General features: G+C 58.3%; 19 protein-coding genes and 1 tRNA gene. 17 read left to right on the top strand and 3 right to left on the bottom strand.

The features are described 5' to 3' along the window. Positions 1 to 22: 22 nt before the first annotated feature. The 3 genes from GM415_RS16635 to GM415_RS16625 all read left to right on the top strand — a co-directional run bounded on the left by GM415_RS16635 (position 23) and on the right by GM415_RS16625 (position 2,888). Positions 23 to 229 (top strand): PEP-CTERM sorting domain-containing protein, encoded by a 207-nt coding sequence (locus tag GM415_RS16635; protein WP_158950162.1) that lies wholly within the window; start codon positions 23 to 25, stop codon positions 227 to 229. A gap of 38 nt (positions 230 to 267) precedes the next feature. Continuing rightward, positions 268 to 1,290, top strand: a complete 1,023-nt coding sequence (locus GM415_RS16630) for an acyltransferase (protein ID WP_158950160.1) — start codon at positions 268 to 270, stop codon at positions 1,288 to 1,290. A 341-nt stretch (positions 1,291 to 1,631) separates the two neighbouring features. Continuing rightward, the gene (locus GM415_RS16625) at positions 1,632 to 2,888 is read left to right on the top strand and encodes an EAL and HDOD domain-containing protein (RefSeq protein ID WP_158950158.1); all 1,257 of its coding nucleotides are present in this window, start codon (positions 1,632 to 1,634) and stop codon (positions 2,886 to 2,888) included. Positions 2,889 to 3,039: 151 nt separating this feature from the next. Here GM415_RS16625 and GM415_RS16620 read toward each other — a convergent pair. Next, positions 3,040 to 3,115, bottom strand: a tRNA-Met gene (locus GM415_RS16620). Between the two features lie 157 nt (positions 3,116 to 3,272). Between GM415_RS16620 and GM415_RS16615 the strand changes: the two genes are divergently transcribed. Together GM415_RS16615 and GM415_RS16610 are read left to right on the top strand one after the other, a co-directional pair. Beyond that, complete coding sequence (locus GM415_RS16615; RefSeq protein ID WP_158950156.1) at positions 3,273 to 3,995, top strand: glycosyltransferase family 2 protein; 723 nt, start codon at positions 3,273 to 3,275, stop codon at positions 3,993 to 3,995. A 250-nt stretch (positions 3,996 to 4,245) separates the two neighbouring features. Continuing rightward, positions 4,246 to 4,968 (top strand): TVP38/TMEM64 family protein, encoded by a 723-nt coding sequence (locus GM415_RS16610; RefSeq protein ID WP_158950154.1) that lies wholly within the window; start codon positions 4,246 to 4,248, stop codon positions 4,966 to 4,968. Positions 4,969 to 5,034: 66 nt separating this feature from the next. Here the strand turns inward: GM415_RS16610 and GM415_RS16605 are convergent, their stop codons facing one another. Next, on the bottom strand, positions 5,035 to 5,634 hold the full coding sequence (locus tag GM415_RS16605; protein WP_158950152.1) for a phosphatase PAP2 family protein: 600 nt from the start codon (positions 5,632 to 5,634) through the stop codon (positions 5,035 to 5,037). A gap of 117 nt (positions 5,635 to 5,751) precedes the next feature. Between GM415_RS16605 and GM415_RS16600 the strand changes: the two genes are divergently transcribed. Both GM415_RS16600 and GM415_RS16595 read left to right on the top strand, forming a co-directional pair. Beyond that, complete coding sequence (locus GM415_RS16600) at positions 5,752 to 6,888, top strand: glycosyltransferase family 4 protein (protein ID WP_158950150.1); 1,137 nt, start codon at positions 5,752 to 5,754, stop codon at positions 6,886 to 6,888. Continuing rightward, positions 6,885 to 7,877: a glycosyltransferase family 4 protein gene (locus GM415_RS16595; protein WP_158950148.1), complete on the top strand. Its 993-nt coding sequence runs from the start codon at positions 6,885 to 6,887 to the stop codon at positions 7,875 to 7,877. Before GM415_RS16600 ends, GM415_RS16595 begins: the two co-directional genes overlap by 4 nt. Positions 7,878 to 7,964: 87 nt before the next feature. Here the strand turns inward: GM415_RS16595 and GM415_RS16590 are convergent, their stop codons facing one another. After that, on the bottom strand, positions 7,965 to 8,915 hold the full coding sequence (locus tag GM415_RS16590; protein ID WP_158950146.1) for a UDP-glucuronic acid decarboxylase family protein: 951 nt from the start codon (positions 8,913 to 8,915) through the stop codon (positions 7,965 to 7,967). Between the two features lie 196 nt (positions 8,916 to 9,111). On the opposite strand from GM415_RS16590, the gene GM415_RS16585 reads away from it, so the two are divergent. The 10 genes from GM415_RS16585 to nuoK all read left to right on the top strand — a co-directional run bounded on the left by GM415_RS16585 (position 9,112) and on the right by nuoK (position 16,537). Next, complete coding sequence (locus tag GM415_RS16585) at positions 9,112 to 9,831, top strand: 2-phosphosulfolactate phosphatase (RefSeq protein WP_158950144.1); 720 nt, start codon at positions 9,112 to 9,114, stop codon at positions 9,829 to 9,831. After that, entirely contained in the window at positions 9,828 to 11,162 is a 1,335-nt protein-coding gene (locus tag GM415_RS16580) for a diguanylate cyclase domain-containing protein (RefSeq protein WP_158950142.1), read from the top strand. Before GM415_RS16585 ends, GM415_RS16580 begins: the two co-directional genes overlap by 4 nt. 319 nt (positions 11,163 to 11,481) lie before the next feature. Next, the gene (locus GM415_RS16575; protein ID WP_158950140.1) at positions 11,482 to 11,859 is read left to right on the top strand and encodes an NADH-quinone oxidoreductase subunit A; all 378 of its coding nucleotides are present in this window, start codon (positions 11,482 to 11,484) and stop codon (positions 11,857 to 11,859) included. Beyond that, a complete protein-coding gene (locus GM415_RS16570) occupies positions 11,838 to 12,383 on the top strand; it encodes an NADH-quinone oxidoreductase subunit B (RefSeq protein ID WP_158950138.1) in 546 nt (181 codons plus the stop codon). Before GM415_RS16575 ends, GM415_RS16570 begins: the two co-directional genes overlap by 22 nt. A gap of 3 nt (positions 12,384 to 12,386) precedes the next feature. Further along, positions 12,387 to 12,914, top strand: a complete 528-nt coding sequence (locus GM415_RS16565; protein WP_158950136.1) for an NADH-quinone oxidoreductase subunit C — start codon at positions 12,387 to 12,389, stop codon at positions 12,912 to 12,914. Positions 12,915 to 12,957: 43 nt separating this feature from the next. Next, entirely contained in the window at positions 12,958 to 14,130 is a 1,173-nt protein-coding gene (locus GM415_RS16560) for an NADH-quinone oxidoreductase subunit D (protein ID WP_158950134.1), read from the top strand. Between the two features lie 22 nt (positions 14,131 to 14,152). Beyond that, on the top strand, positions 14,153 to 15,115 hold the full coding sequence (gene nuoH / locus GM415_RS16555) for an NADH-quinone oxidoreductase subunit NuoH (RefSeq protein WP_422393759.1): 963 nt from the start codon (positions 14,153 to 14,155) through the stop codon (positions 15,113 to 15,115). 10 nt (positions 15,116 to 15,125) lie between these two features. Next, positions 15,126 to 15,716, top strand: coding sequence for a 4Fe-4S binding protein (locus GM415_RS16550; protein WP_158950130.1), 591 nt, complete (start codon positions 15,126 to 15,128; stop codon positions 15,714 to 15,716). 2 nt (positions 15,717 to 15,718) lie between these two features. Further along, positions 15,719 to 16,228, top strand: a complete 510-nt coding sequence (locus tag GM415_RS16545; protein ID WP_158950128.1) for an NADH-quinone oxidoreductase subunit J family protein — start codon at positions 15,719 to 15,721, stop codon at positions 16,226 to 16,228. Next, on the top strand, positions 16,229 to 16,537 hold the full coding sequence (gene nuoK, locus GM415_RS16540; RefSeq protein ID WP_158950126.1) for an NADH-quinone oxidoreductase subunit NuoK: 309 nt from the start codon (positions 16,229 to 16,231) through the stop codon (positions 16,535 to 16,537). It begins immediately after the preceding gene. Position 16,538 lies beyond the last annotated feature (1 nt).

The raw sequence follows: 16,538 nt of genomic DNA, 5'->3' as shown, positions 1-16,538 counted from the left end.
CCATCCGAGGAGGAGTGCGGTTATGAAGAAAGTATTTGCGATCATTGCCTCGACTGCGGCCTCTCTGTTGCTCATAGGCGCGACGGCGTTTGCCACGGACCCCGACATGCAGGCCCTGGTCATCGACAACGGCAGTAATCCTGTTCCTGCTCCGGAACCGGCTACATGGCTCCTTGTGGCCGTGGGGCTCGGCGGGGTCGGGCTCTATTCGAAATTCATGAGGAAGTAGGGCGACCGTCCAACTCCATGTAGCTCATGGTGTCCGCTTTGCGCACTTTTGAAGCCGACCCGGTCAGGGACGATTCCCTGGTCTGGACGGAGTCCGCACGTGCCCTGGCCATTTTGGCCGTTGTCCTCCAGCACTCTACCGAGCCTCTGCTAACAACGCTGCCCACCAGCGCGGTTTCATGGGTGTCTGCCGTTGCGGTCAATTCAGCGACCCGCTGGGCAGCGCCGCTTTTCATCATGGTAAGCGGAGCCCTGTTACTCAGGCCTGAATATGCACAGGGGGGAGCGTTCGAGTTTTATAAGCGCCGCGCCGCTCGTGTCGCCTCCTTCCTTTTCTGGATAGCCGCCTATGCGATAGTGCTTGTCCTGTCCGGACGTCTTAGCGCTGGCCTGGCGTGGAAGGGTATTGTCGACGGCACTCTTTACTATCATTTGTGGTTTCTCTACGCCATCACCGGACTTTATGCGGTCACGCCGTTGCTTCGGCTGGTCAGGGGGAGCGTGTCCGCCCCGGCCTGGCGGAGCCTGACTCTTCTGGCCATCCTCATTGCCGTCGTGTACGCCGTCTGCCTTAAATTCTGGTGGGTGTCCTCTTCAGGAGGCCCCGTATTGTTTCTTCCGTACGTTGGTTACTATATGGCCGGTTCAGTCCTTTCCGGCTTGGCTCGGGGGACTATCAGTCGAGGTATCCTCTGCGGCGGATTGCTGCTCTGCGTGACGGCTTCCGCTGTCGGCGTGGTGGTTTTTACCGATCTGTACGGCAACCTTTATTTCGGCCGGTATTTTCACGGCAATTTTTCGCCGCCAGTGGTCCTCGGCACTTTCTGCGTGTTCCAGCTGTTGCGGGAGATGGATTGGCATTCCGAACTGCTGTCCGCCCTCAGTCGCGCTTCCTTCGCCATTTACATTCTTCATCCCGTGCCGCTGGTCTGTCTCGCCTGGGCCTTCGGGACAGCCCGCTCCATTACAGGCGCGTTGCTGTTCGCCGTTTCCGCCTTTTGCCTCACCGCGCTTATGGCGAAATGCTTTTACGCCAATCGCGTGTTTCGTCGAGTTGCCTGATTTTCAGTCTGGTTGTCTCCTTGCCTGACGCGGCCTTGGCTGGTTCGGGGCTTTGTCTCATGGGATCGTTCGGCGGCCCTTCGGAATCCATGTCACAGGCTTCACGAAACGACAGTAGTTCCCTTTTCCGCCCCGTTGGCCTCAGCAAAGATTGAAGTGTCCTGCACAGGTGTATTTTATAATTGTGGGACAATATGTTTTGTCTTCATCCTTGTCGGCAAAGGGATTTTTTTTAATTATCCCTCTCTTGACAGTCGAGAAATGCTGCGTCTAAATGAGAATGATCACTATTTGTTTGGCAGTGGCTACAAGATAAAAATACAAGTAACTAGGGATAGTTAATGGGAAAATATACACCGAGGAACGTTCCGTACGAGAATGTCATCGTAGCGCGACAACCTATTTTTGATAGGATGAACGAGGTCTGGGGGTACGAGCTACTTTACCGCGCCTCTTCCGAAGATGGCATCGCCATCATCAATGATCCCGAGTTTGCAAGCATGCTCGTCGCCACCTGCGGCTTTTTGCAACAGGCGGAATCCACCAACATCAGCCGACGTACCTCGATCAATTTTACGGAAAAACTGATCAACGAGCTTGCCCCTCAGGCCTTGCCTCCAACGGTAACCGTCGTAGAGGTGCTGGAATCGGTGCTGCCGAGCCCAGAGGTGCAGCAGTCGCTCATCACTCTGAAGCAGGACGGGTATCTGATCGCCGTTGATGACTACGTGGGCGAAACGGACAAGAATGAACTGCTCGAGCTGGCTGACGTCATAAAAGTAGATGTGCTGGGGCGGACGAGAGAGGAGCTTGCGGAGATCCTCAGCAAGATCAATCATGCGAAAGTGCTTCTCGTTGCGGAGCGGGTGGACAACAACGATACTCGCAAGATGTGTCTTGAATTGGGCTTCGACCTGTTTCAGGGGTTTTTCTATGCCATGCCGCATAATATTGAAGGGAAGAAGATTCCTTCCAGCGCTGCGATGAAAGCCAGGTTGATGCAGGTAATCCAGGAAGAGGGTGACGATATAGATGCCATTGTCCAGGCATTGAAAATTGACCCCAGCATCGGCTACCGGCTGCTCCGTTACATCAACAGTCCCGCTTTCGGGTTCTCCACCGAGATCGACACCATCAAGAGAGCGTCTGATATGCTCGGGATAAAGAGGTTGTCCCGCTGGCTGCAACTGGTGATCATGTCCGATATCGTGCCCAAGGAGAAAACAGTGGAATTGTACCGCTGTTCACTCGAAAGGGCGAAGTTCTTCGAGTTGTTGTGTCTTAATGGCCGTCTGGATCTGGCTCCCGACGCAGGCTTCACCTTCGGGTTGTTCTCGTTACTCGAAGCCCTGTTTGACATGGAGATGGACAACATTCTGGAGCAGCTCCCTCTGGGAGATACCCTCAAGGGCGGCTATCTTGACGAGGCCAGCGATTTGAATCGGTATTTGCAATTGCTGCTCAATATCGAACAGAATGACATGGATGGAGTGATCGCCCAGTGCGACGCCCTGAATATCTCCGTGGAGGAGGTCTCACGCGGGTTGCTGGAGGCCACGACGTGGGCCGACAAGATCTTCTCGGTGGTGGCAGCCTGAGTTGAGCCTGGCAGAGGGATCAATTGCGGCCATCTGGTAAAGAAATCCTTCTCCCAGGTGGGCTTTCAGCTCGTTCTCATTCCGGACGGGAGTGAATTGGGACAACGAAAAAACCGGCTACATCTGTTTAGATGTAACCGGTTGATTTTCTTGGTAGCGGGGAGAGGACTTGAACCTCTGGCCTTCGGGTTATGAGCCCGACGAGCTACCAACTGCTCCACCCCGCGACACGTGAGAAGGAGGTTCTAGGTGGATGGCCGGATTTTGTCAATCACTTTTTCCTACAAAATGGAAATTTTTTCGACAGGGGGTAGGGCGAAGGGAGTCTGGGGGTGAATGTGAGCGGTTTACAAGCGCGGGCAAATTCCGTAATTCACTCCGCATATGAACAACACCGATAAATTCTCCGTGGTCCTCCCCGTGTACAACGAGCAGGACAACCTCACGACCCTGTTCTCGGAAATTAAGCGGGCCGCCGATTCCACCGGGCGGGATTGGGAAGCGGTTTTCGTCAATGATTGCTCCACCGACCGTAGCCTGGATGTCATCCGGGATCTGGCCGGAAAGCACGACGAGGTCCGCTACGTGGCTTTTGCCGAGAACCGGGGCCAGTCCGCTGCTTTCTGCGCCGGATTCGACGCCGCAGAGAGCGATATCATCATTACCATGGACGCCGACCTCCAGAATGACCCCGCCGACATCCCGCGCATGCTTGAAGCGTTCGGCAAGGATTGCGAGATGGTCATCGGCTGGCGCGCCAAGCGCAAGGATACCTTCATCAAGCGTATCTCCTCGAAGATCGCCAACCGTATCCGCGATGCCATCGTGGACGACGGGGTCAGGGACACCGGTTGCTCGCTCAAGGTCATGCGCCGGGACCTGCTCCTCAAGCTGCCCCGCTTCAAGAACATGCACCGCTATTTCCCCATCCTTATGAAGATGCAGGGCGCGCGCATCCACGAGGTCAAGGTCAACCATCGCGAGCGCGGAGCGGGCGTGTCCAAGTACGGCACCCTGGACCGCGCTTTGGCCGGCATCTACGACCTGATCGGCGTGGGCTGGCTCATCAAACGGCACATCGGCTACACGGTGCTCGAGAAGAAGTAGTCCATGCAAGCGCCCGCCTATTGGTGGCTCCTGGCCCTTGTCATCCTGGTCCAGGGGGCGTTTCTCGTCCGTGTTTTGGCTATACGTGTGCGGGGGAACGCGATACAACCTGCGGTGCGGCGCTGGGTGGCTCCGCTCGCCGTGTCCGGGGGCGCCGGGTTCGCCTATGGGGTCGTTCAGAGCGATCCACTCTTTTTTCTCGGGCAGGCGTGTCTTCTAATAGTATATTACCGTCTTCATCGCGGGAACAATGACAAGCAACAATAGCGACAACCGAAGCGGCGTGCGGGCCGTTGCCAAGGGGTTGGTCATGGCCGCCGGGCTGGGGCTGGCCGTCTATCTGGCGCGCTTTCTCGGCCTGGGCGACATGCTCGGTGATACCCAGTGGTTCAATGAGCACGTCCTCGGTCACGGGGTGCTTTCCGTTTTCATTTACCTTGGCGTCAGTGCAGTGTTTACGGCCGTGGGCCTGCCGCGTCAGTTGATCGGCTTTCTCGGCGGTTTCGCCTTCGGCGTGGGATGGGGGACGGTCCTTTCGACCCTCGGTTCCGGCATGGGGTGCGCCCTGGCCGCCTGCTACGCGCGGTGGGGCGGACGCGAACTGGTGGCCCGCAAGCTCGGGCACCGTATCGGCAGGCTGGACGGGTTTCTGCGCCACAAGCCGTTCAAGACGGCTCTGGCAATTCGATTTTTTCCCCTCGGCAGCAACGTCCTGACCAACCTCGCCGCCGGTATCAGCTCCATCCCTCTGGTGCCGTTCATCGTCGGCTCGACCCTCGGCTACGTGCCGCAGAGCTTCATCTTCGCGCTCTTCGGAGCGGGCATGAACCGGGAATCCTCCACAGGAGTGGCCCTGACCGTGGCCATGGCCGTGGTGCTGTTCGTGGTCTCCATCTGGATCGGCATGGCCGTGTACCGCAGCTACCGCAAGGAAGCCCGCGAGGCCGGCCTGACTCCCGACGACGGAGAATAACGGTAGCCCGCGGACTGAATCCGCGTTCGCTCCGCCTTTCCCTGCTGTGTTTAGAATCGTGAAATGTTACGAGCGTCGCATTCCGGGTAGGAATCGGCGGACTCCGTATTGCCAGATCACCCATACGGCCAGTGCTGTGACCACGCCGTAGAGCCATCCCGCCAGGACGTCGGTGGGGTAGTGCTTGCCGAGATAGATCCGAGAATAGCCCACCAGTAACGGCAGAACCAGGGGCCATCGTTTCAGGGCGGGCCAGATGAGCATGGCCAGTACGGCCAGGCACATTGAGTTGGCGCTATGGGCCGACGGATAGGAGCGGCCCACTTCTTTTGTGCGTTTGAAGTCGCTAGGGCGTTGTTTCCAGTCGCCATTGTCCTGGTAGTAGGTCTCGGCAACGGCGTTGAGCGGGCGGATGCGGTTGACCTGTTTCTTGACGAGATTGCTGGTAAAGTCGGTCACGCCCATGCCTGCCAGGAGGACGAGAAAGAAGACTATCTGCCGCTTGCCGCCGAACAGCAGGGCCAGGGCCAGGGCCGCTGCCAGGAGCACCAGCAGGGCTCCCATGGAGGAAAACAGGGGCATGGCCGCGTCGAGCAATTGACATCGCAGGTACTGGTTGATGAACAGGAAGGTGTCGAGGTCTAGGGGCAGGTTCTGGAAAAACATGGGACTCCTCCGGGGATTTAGGAAATAAAGCATACCGTTCCCTGCGTCTGACGGCAAGAGCGTTGCGCCTTAACACATCCTTGTCAAACGCCGCAAATTGGGACACAAGAGTCCCCTATGTCCATCCCCGTTACCAAAGCGCGAATCGCGCTGACCATGCCCCGACTCAGTCGGTACGGCGGCGCAGAGTCCTTTGCCTGGCGTTTGTCCGAGGCGTTGGCCCGGCGTGGTCACGCGGTGGATTTCATCTGCTCCCGTTGCGAGACCGAGCCGCCCGAAGGGGTTAACCCGGTGGTCACAGGCCGTTTCGGCGGGCTTCGGCTGATCAAGGTCCTGTGGTTTTTGATCCGCGCCGAACGCCTCACTCGCGTTGGAGGGTACGATCTCGTCTTCGGCATGGCCAACACCATCAATCAGGACATCCTGCGTATCGGGGGTGGCCCCATATCGATTTTCTGGCAGCTCTCCAAGGACGCGTGGCCAGAGGGCTTTTCGCGTCGCTTCAAGATGTTCCGGCGGCGCCTGGCTCCGGTCAACTGGCTTATCCATTGGATTGATGCCAGGCGCATGCGGCGGACCCCACGCATAGTGGCCGTGTCCCATTTTGTCCGGGACCTCATTGTCAAGGCGCATCCGTATCGAGCTCCCGAATCCATCGAAGTCATTTACAACCGGCCTGACCTGAGCCGTTTTTCTCCCCCGTCGGAGGAGGAACGACAGGCCCTGCGGAGGGCGGCGGACATCGGGGAGCATGAGGTGGTCATCGGCACCGCGGCTACAAATTTCGCCCTCAAGGGCATCCGCCAGCTCATAGAGGGGTTGCCGCTGTTGCCCGACAGCCACGTGCTGCATGTGGCCGGGGGGCGCAACCCGGACAGGTATCTGCGACTGGCGCGCCAGTTGGGAGTGGAAGACCGCGTCCGATTTCTTGGCCGGGTGGAGGACATGCCTTCCTTTTACCGTACGTTGGATATTTTTGTGCTGGCCTCATTTTATGACGCCTGTTCCAATGCCGTGCTCGAGGCTCTGGCCTGCGGCTGTCGGGTGGCGTCGAGCGCGCGTAACGGCAGCGCCTATTTCCTGCCTGAAGAAAACGTGTTCCCGACCCCGGACGATGTGGGCCGCATGGCCGGAGTGCTGGCTCGGATGGCTCGTGAGCCACAACCCGGCCCCTTTGTCTGGCCCGAGGGCATGGAAACCGGGATCGAACCGTATGTCCAAATGATAGAGCAGGCGGTCGGCGTCGCATCATGAAGATACTGTTTCTTGTCCCTCCCGAATCCCGGCGTTCCCAGGCCCGGCTTCGCATCCAGCCCTTTGCACAGGCGGGCTTGCGCGCCGGATTGGATATAACCTGCCGGGAAATTCCGCGGAGATGGTATGCCCGGTACTGTTTTTTCAGCCGGCTGCCTCGCGTCGATGTGCTGGTCGTTCATCGTCAGACGCTGTCGTGTTTCGAACTGGGCATGCTCCGGCGGCTATGTTCGACTCTGGTTTACGACGTGGCCGATGCGGCCTGGACCCTCCCGGCAGGGGAGTTCCGGACGGGCCGTGGCTCTATGGATCAGGCATTGCTTGAGCGGCGGTTCGGGCAGATGTGCCGAGGGGTGGACCTCTGCCTCGCCGACAATCGTTTAATCGCCAAAAAGATCCTGAATTATCAGGATATGGTCCGTACTATCCATACGCCCATCGACGTGGAGTGCTATCGGCCCGGAACCGGAGGAAAGCAGGGCGGCGTGCCGCTGGTGGGCTGGATCGGTCTTCCGGGGGAGGAGAAGCTGCTGGAGGGGACTATGGATTCTCTGGCCGCTCATGGCGGCGGCATCCAATTTTCGTTTTTATCGGCGAAGCCGTATGCAGGGCCGGGGCATGAGTACGCCATGTGGTCCAACTGGAAAAAAGAGGACGAGCCCTCCCGTATCCAGGCCATGGATATCGGACTGGTGATCCACGGGGACGACGAGTATTCGCGTGCGGGCAGCAATGTGGAGGTGCTTCGCTACATGGCCGCAGGCGTGGCCGTGGTGGCTTCGGACACGGGAAGCAACGCCGCCGTCATCGATCACGGCATTGATGGTTTTCTTGTCAGGGAAGGCGGAGACTGGGAACGGTATGTGGTGCGTCTTGCCCGCGATCCGGAATTGCGCCGGAACATGACCGAGACTGCCCGGCGGAAGGTGGTTGACGGTCACAGCCTGGAGAAGATCTCGCCGAGACTCTGGGATGCTCTGGGAGCTTGAGGCCGTAGCAGCCTCATAGTAAAGGGCCGGGCAGCGGGAATCCCGCGCTCCGGCCCAGTCTATTCTTTTTCTCCAGCCGTCTGAGGGCTATAGCGTTTCGAGATAGTTCTCGAAGTATTCCACCGTGTTGACCAGCCCTTCCCGGAGGGGGATCGTGGGCTCCCAGCCCATTGCCTTTCTGGCCAGGGATATGTCCGGCTTGCGTTGCATCGGGTCGTCCGAAGGCAAGTCCTTGAATACGATTCGCGAGGAGGAGCCGACCATCTCTATGACGGTCTGGGCCAGCTCGAGAATGGTGAATTCGCCGGGGTTGCCCAGGTTGACAGGGCCGGTGAATTCGTCCGGGGTCTCTTCCATCAGGGTTATGATGCCGGTAACCAGATCATCCACGTAGCAGAAGCTCCGGGTCTGCTCTCCCTTGCCGTACACGGTGATGTCCTCGTTCCTAAGGGCCTGGACCACGAAATTGGAGACTACCCGTCCATCGTCCATGGCCATTCGCGGGCCGTAGGTGTTGAATATCCTGCCAACTTTGATTCGCAGCTTGTGCTGGCGATTGTAGTCGAAGAACAGGGTCTCGGCGCAACGCTTGCCCTCGTCGTAGCAGGAGCGAATGCCGATGGGGTTGACGTTGCCCCAATAGCCTTCGGTCTGCGGGTGGATTTCCGGATCGCCGTAAACCTCGCTGGTTGAGGCCTGAAATATCTTGGCCTTGATCCGTTTCGCCAGGCCGAGCATGTTGATGGCGCCGTGAACGCTGGTTTTGGTGGTCTGGACCGGATCGAACTGGTAGTGGATGGGGGAGGCCGGACAGGCCAGGTTGTATATTTCATCCACTTCCACATAGAGCGGGAATGTTATGTCATGCCGGATGATCTCGAAAAAGGGATTGTCCATGAGGTGCAGGATATTCTCCTTGCGTCCCGTGAAAAAGTTGTCGACACAGATCACTTCCCTTCCCATGTCGAGCAGCCGCTCGCAGATGTGGGAGCCGAGGAATCCCGAACCGCCGGTGACAAGAACTCGTTTTTTCTTCATGGTGGCCAAGTTGCGAGAAAAACCTCCCGTTGTCAATATGTTGGAGGATATCGCTGGATATCCCCGATGAGCCGTGATGAGTGGTGAATTTTTCTATCCGCCCGGCTTGTGTTGAAAACAAAATTCTTCAAATGGTTGACTCTGTCACCGGGAAGTGAGACTAGACTGATAATTCCGTTCATGTGGGTTTATGTAAATGGTCGTCAATATTCTTGAATGCTTAAGTGGGGCAGGCCGGGCCAAGGGGTTGGTCGTGGTCATAGACGTTTTTCGGGCCTTTTCCGTGGCGTGTTACGCTGTGGATCGGGGTGCCGATGATTATCTCGCCGTGGGCGAGGTGGACCTGGCCCGGAAGCTCGCGGCCGACCGGAACGGCGTGTTGATCGGGGAGCGGGACTGCATCAAGCTGGACGGGTTCGATTACGGCAATTCACCCACCGAGATAGAGTCCGCAGATTTTTCCGGCAGGACGGTTGTGCACACCACCAGCGCTGGAACCCAGGGATTGACCGGGGCAGCCGAGGCCGATGAAATCATTACCGGAGCCTTTGTCAACGCCGCGGCCATCGTTGAGTATATCCGAGCCCGCGATCCCGAGTTGGTTACCATTGTGGCCATGGGCACGGCCGGGAAGATGCGTGCCCAGGAGGACATGATGTGCGCCATGTATCTTAAAAACGAGCTTGACGGTTATCCCAACAATTTCGAAGTGCTGAAGAAGTTCCTGGCTGGAGTGGACAGCGCTGAGAAGTTTTTCGATCCGGACAAGGATTACGCGCCGGAACGGGATTTCAACCTGTGCATGGATCTGGATCGTTTCGACTTTGTGCTCAAGGCCCTGCCAAGGGATGACGGCAGTGTGCGCCTGGTGAAGGTGGCTTCGGCCACCGGTTGGAAGAGCGAGGCCGCGCAATGACGAACGCTCCCCAGAAACTCCTTATAGTGGATGATTCCCAGACCAACCTGGCCCTGCTGGAGCACATGCTCGGCGACCAGGATTGCGAAGTTGTTGCGGCTGACACTGGAGCCGAGGCCGTCGCTCTGGTAGCGGCCAACGATTTTGCCCTGATCCTGCTTGATATCCAGATGCCCGGCATGAACGGTTACGAGACCGCGTCGCGCATCAAGAAGCTGGAACGCGGCAAGCACGTGCCGATCATTTTCATCACCGCCATATTTCAGGACGAGGAGAATGTCAGGCAGGGGTACGAGACCGGTGCCGTTGACTATCTTTTCCGTCCTGTGGACGTGGAGATGCTCAAGCGCAAGGTGCAGGTTTTCCTGGACATGAACCGGCAGAAGCTGACCCTGATGGAGGAACTAGACGAACGCGGCGAGAGCCTGCGGGAGTTGAACCGGGCCGAGGATAGTTACCGATCCATCTTTGAACGGGCCGTGGAAGGGTTGTTCCGCTCCACTGTCGACGGGAAGATCAAGGAGGCCAACCCCGCTTTGATTCGACTTTTCGGGTACGGCAGCCTGGACGAACTGACCTGCATGAAGGATTTTCGGGAGAAGGTAATGGTCGACGCCGAAGAGCGGCGTCAGTATCTGGAACTGCTCAGGCGCGACGGTTTCGTCACCCATTTTGAATTTCGCGGCAGAAAGAGGGATGGGAGCACCATCTGGTGTTCCGAGAGTTCCCGGCTCGTCAGTTTGGACGGTGCGGACCACATCGAAGGCGTGGTGGAGGATGTCACCGGGCAGAAAGAGATGGAGATGAGGCTCAAGCACTTGGCAACTGTGGACTCCCTGACAGGCGTTCCCAATAGGCATCTCTTCTTTGACCGTGCCGAGCAGGCCTTGGCCAATGCCAAGCGCTATGACCAGAAAGCGGCCATCCTGTTCATTGATCTGGACGATTTCAAGAAGGTCAACGACACCTACGGGCATCAAACCGGCGATGAACTGCTGTGCATGGTCGCTGAGCGACTCTCTGAACGTGTGCGGGAATCCGACACGCTGGCCCGTCTGGGCGGCGATGAGTTCGGGGTGCTGCTGAATCATGTGGAGCATGAGGAGGCGGCGGTCACCGTGGCCAAGGATCTGCTCGCCGTGCTCGACAGGCCCTTTGACATTCAGGGCGAGAAAATTCGGGTGGGGGCCACCGTGGGCATCAGCTATTATCCCGATGATGGCAAGGATTGCATGACTCTGGTGAGTCGGGCCGACGCGGCCATGTACGGTGTGAAGCGTCGTTGCGGCAAGCGCTTCGGGTCTTTTCGGGAGTGCGGAATGCCCAAATGATTCGCAGTTCGTAAGAGTTTATTCGGTTTTCAAGGCGTCTCGCAGATAGCGGGGCGCTTTTTTTTTAATTTTTTTTTGCAGAATTTAGTTCTGCCGACAGGTGGGCGAAGGGCGGCTGAGCCCTGCTCGGACAGGGCCTCAGAGCATTCTGCACTTTGCGTAGATTCAATGAATATAGTTGGTTACAGGGCCCAGACTTTGAGAAAAAAATAGCAATGTGCTTGACTTAGCCCTTTTTTCGGTGCATGGAGTTCGGTAACCTTGGGAAAGCTGTGTTTCCCACAGGTCGTTTGCAATGTTACTGCCAAAGGATATAGGTATGGTTTTCGATTGGCTGCATTTTGCGATTGTTTTGTTTTTGCTCGCGGGCTTTCTATTTGCCTGCGGGCCGTTGATTTTGGCGATGCTGTTCGCCCCGAAAGCTCGGGGTGGGGACGTCGGGATGCCGTATGAGTGCGGCATGGTCCCCTACGGCAGCTCATGGACGCGTTGGGGGGTGAACTACTACGTTTACGCCCTGATCTTCCTCGCCTTCGACGTGGATGTCCTTTACCTCTTCCCCGTTTCTACGGCGTACGTTGACGCTGATGGCTGGGTACCTTTTGTAAAGGTCTTCATCTTCCTGTTATTCCTTATTCTTTCCGTCGTCTACTTCTGGGCGAAAGGGGTGTTCACATGGCCGCGCAGGATTCAGTAATGCAAAAGGATTTCCTGACCACGGGCAACCATCACATGGATGCCCCGCTGGTCAACATCCAGTTGGCACAGGATCTCTTCGACGTCTGTCGGTCAATGTCCCTTTGGCCCATGACGTTCGGTCTGGCCTGCTGCGCCATCGAGATGATGGCCACGGGTATGGCACGATTCGACATGGCCCGTTTCGGCGCGGAAGTCTTCCGGCCTTCGCCGCGCCAGGCGGACGTGATGATCGTCGCCGGGACCGTGACCAAGAAGATGGCTCCGGCGGTCGTCAGGCTCTACGAACAGATGCCCGGACCCAAGTGGGTCATCGCCATGGGCAACTGCGCCATCTCCGGCGGGCCTTTCAAGATTAAGGACAACTACAACGTGGTCGAGGGTGTTGATACGCTCATTCCCGTCGACGTCTACGTGCCGGGCTGTCCGCCCAGGCCGGAAGGGCTCCTTGAGGGCTTCTTCCAGCTCCAGCGGCTGATAACCGGTAAGCGCTGGTGGCCTGTGGCCGCCGAGGTGGAGGGTTAATCCATGCTGAAAGCGCTTGAAGGCATCGCCACCCAATGCGTGGCGAAACAGGACAAAGGTTCGACGGGTCATGTCTGGTCCGTCTTTCTGGCGCCGGGCCAACTCGTCAAAGCCGCCAAACGGCTCTACGAGACCGGCTACTCCCTTGAAGACGTCCTCGCATTGGACTTCGAAGAGGGATTTTTAGTGCTGTATCATTTCAACCGGTGGACCATCGATGAGCGGGTCACACTGCGGGTGCTTGTCTCCAAGGACAACCCCACGGTGCCGTCCATTGCCGGGATTTTCCACGGCGCCGAGTGGCATGAGCGGGAAACCCGCGACTTCCATGGCGTCAACTTCGAGGGAAATCCCAACCTCGTGCCGCTGCTCATGCCGGCCGAGGACGTGGACGTCCACCCGCTGCTTAAGACCGCCAAGGTCAGGAAATCCATCAAGGACGTCCTGAGCCTCGGAGAGGTCGTCTCCTGTAATAAGGACATAGAAGCGCTGTTTGCGGAAGAGGAGGCCGAGGAGGCCTCCGAAGCGTAGGTCGGGAAACCGGCCGGTCACCACAACACCGGATTGAAAGTTTATGTCGGCTTACCAGAATATGGACCAAATGACGGGTGATTTCTACACCCGTAAGTTTGAGGCCGGGAAGCAGGACGGAACCTTGATCATCAACATGGGTCCGCAGCATCCGTCTACACACGGCGTGCTCAGGATCGTGATCGAGGTCGACGGCGAATACATCGTCCGCGCCGAGCCAGTACTTGGCTACCTGCACCGCATGCACGAAAAAATGGGCGAGACCCAGACCTGGGGGGGATTCATCCCCAACATGGGAAGGGTCGACTACGGCCACGCAATGGCGTGGAACTGGGCCTACTGTGGCGCAGTGGAAAAACTGATGGGCATCGAGGTGCCCGAACGCGCGGAATACCTGCGCGTGATAATGAATGAGTTCAACCGCCTCACCTCGCATCTGCTGTGGTGGGGCGCCTACATACTCGACCTTGGCGCGTTTACTCCGATCATGTACGCGTTCGACGATCGTGAAATGATCCTGGACATCCTGCAGAGGCCTTCCGCCTCCAGGCTGACCTACTCCAATTTCCGCATTGGCGGCGTGCAGTCGGACTTCGACGACAAGTGTATCGAACTGATGAAGGCCTTCATCCCGCACTTCCGCGAGAGACTGCCCATGTACCACGACCTGGTCACCGAGAACCTGATTCTCAGGCGGCGCATCGAAGGCGTGGGCATCATCGATCAGGACATGTGTCAGCGCTACGGCTGTACCGGTCCGGTCCTCCGGGGCGCGGGTGTGCCCTACGACGTGCGCAAGGACGAACCGTTCTCCGTGTACGACCGTTTCGACTTCGACATCCCGGTTCAGACCTCCGCCTGTTCCGCTGGACGCTATCACGTCCGGCTGGAAGAGATGGAGCAGTCCATGCGCATCATCGAACAGGCGCTGGAGCAGCTGGACGGAGCCGAGGGCAAGCACATCGTGGACAAGGCTCCCAAGCCTGCCATGAAGCCGCCGGCGGGCGAGGCCTACTTCAACGTGGAGGGCGGACGCGGAAAGATCGGCGTCTATGTCGTCTCCGACGGGTCCAAGGTGCCGTATCGCGTCAAGCTGCGCGCACCGGGCTTCTCCAACATGAATGCCTTTGCCGAGTCCGCTCAGGGAACCATCCTCGCGGACGCGGTTGCCATCCTCGGCAGCCTGGACCTGATCATTCCGGAACTCGACAGGTAGGGTGATAATTATGGAAATATTCATGCAATACATATTGCCGCTGATCATCGCCGTTGTCGCAGCCATGGTCTGGTTGGGGCTCAATGCGTTGGTCCTGGTCTACTGCGAGCGTAAGTTCGCGGGCCACATCCAGCGTCGCCCCGGCCCGTACGAGGTTGGTCCCCACGGTGCGCTTCAGCCGCTCATCGACGGTTTGAAACTCATGAGCAAGCAGCTCCTGACTCCGGACAATGCGGATGGCTTCCTCTTCTGGTTGGCCCCGATCCTGTCCATGATTCCGGTGCTGGTGCTCTTCATGCCCATTCCCTACGGCCCCGTGCTGACGGGGATGCACGTCAACCTCGGCCTGCTCCTGATCCTGGCTTTCTCCAGCTTCAACGGACTGGCCGTGATCCTCGCGGGCTGGGCCTCCAACAACAAATGGGGCGTGCTCGGCGCGGCCCGTGCCGTTGCCCAGACCGTGGCATACGAAATCCCGCTGCTGCTGGTCGTGCTGACCATCTCGTTCATGACCGGTTCCCTGGACCTGACCGAGATCACTGCGCAGCAGAGCGGCCACATCGGCAACTGGCTCATCTGGAAACAGCCTCTGGCCTTCCTGATATTCATCGTGGCGATGTTCGGCGAAACCAACCGCGCTCCGTTTGACCTGGCCGAGGCCGAGTCCGAGCTGACCGCCGGTTTTCACACCGAGTATTCGTCCATGGGCTTCGGCCTCTTCTTCATGGCGGAATACGGCTACATGGTCGTGATCTGTTCCATCTGCTCCGTCCTTTTCCTGGGCGGCTTCAATGGCCCCATCCCGGGCATCGAAGGATGGTGGTGGATGCTGATCAAGACCTACGCGCTGCTCTTCGTCATGATCTGGGCCCGCTGGACCTACCCCCGCGTGCGGTTCGACCAGCTCCTGAACATCAACTGGAAATGGCTCTTGCCGTTGGCCACAGCGAACCTGCTGGTCACCGCGCTGCTCATCAAGCTGTAGGGGTGTAGCTATGGGAAAATTCAAGGAACACGTCATACAGCCGATTCTCGACTGCTGGTCGCTGATTGTGGGTCTGAAGATCACGGGCAAGTACTTTTGCAAGCCCCTGATCACGGTCCACTATCCGCGCCAGGTCATTGACGACGAGAATCTGTCCACATACGGCGGGCATGTCGAACTCATCGGCAAGCCCAAGGATCCGGCCATGCCCAAATGCATCTCGTGCATGATGTGCGTGACCAACTGCCCGAGCAACTGCCTGAAACTGGTCAAGCAGAAGGCCCCCAAGCCCACGCCCGAGCAGGAGGCCGCCATGAAGGCCGCCAAGGAGGCGGGAGAAAAGGTCGTCAAGCCCAAGGCTCCCAAGAATCCTCTCAAGTTCACCTACGATTACACCCTGTGCAGCCTGTGCGGCACCTGCATAGACAACTGCCCGGTGAAGTCGCTTCGGTATTCAAATAATATGTATTGGGTGGCAACGAGCAGGGAAGAGATGAACATTGATCTCCTCGCTCGCTTGAAGGAACAGGCCACGGAAGTGTCCGCTCCGGCTCCCGCTCCCAAGGCCGAGGCCAAGCCCTCGGCGGAGAAGGAGGCTTAACTATGGAAATAATGGCAAAAGTCGCATTCTGCGTCTACACGCTCGTCATACTGGGCGGGTCCATATTCGCGGTAACCAGCTCCAGCCTGGTCCGCGCCTTGGTGGGGCTCATCACGACCCTCATCGGCGTGGCCGGGATGTACATGCTGCTGGCCACCCCGTTCATGGCCTTCATGCAACTGCTCATCTACGTGGGCGCCGTCTCGGTCCTCATCTTCTTCGCGGTCATGCTGACGCGCGCGGAGCAGGGTGGCGACGAGGGAGAAAAGGCCCCCATGAAGACATATGTCCTCGGACTGGCCGCGACCATCGCCCCTGCGGCGGTGCTCGGCTGGCTGGTGCTGACCCGACCCGTGGCGTCCATCGCCACCCCTGTCGAGGTCTCCATCAAGCAACTGGGCGGCGAGCTGATGGGCTCGTACTTCCTGCCCTTTGAGCTGATCTCGGTCATCCTCATGGTCGCCATGTCCGGCGCCGTGCTGCTGACCTGGGAGAAAAGGGGGAAGAAATAGATGAGTGCCCTGACTCTGTATCAATTGGTGGCTCTGATCCTGTTATGCGCGGGCCTGTTCGGTCTGACCCAGCGTCGGAGTCTCGTCGGTATGCTGATCTGCGTCGAGCTGATGCTCAACGGAGCCGGCCTGTCCATGGTGGCGGCCGCGCAACTGACCGATTTCAGCGCAACCCTCGGCCAGCTCGGCACCCTGTTCGTCATGGGTCTCGCCGCGGCCGAAGCGACCATTGTGCTGGCCATTGTAGTAGTTGTGGCCAGGCGTTTCAAATCCGCCCGGTCCAGCGATATCACCACCTTGAAGGAGTAGC

Source organism: Pseudodesulfovibrio cashew (assembly GCF_009762795.1).
Taxonomy (GTDB): Bacteria; Desulfobacterota; Desulfovibrionia; order Desulfovibrionales; family Desulfovibrionaceae; genus Pseudodesulfovibrio; species Pseudodesulfovibrio cashew.
The sequence above is the reverse complement of the archived record's forward strand: the minus strand, read 5'-3'. Positions and strand labels throughout refer to the sequence as shown.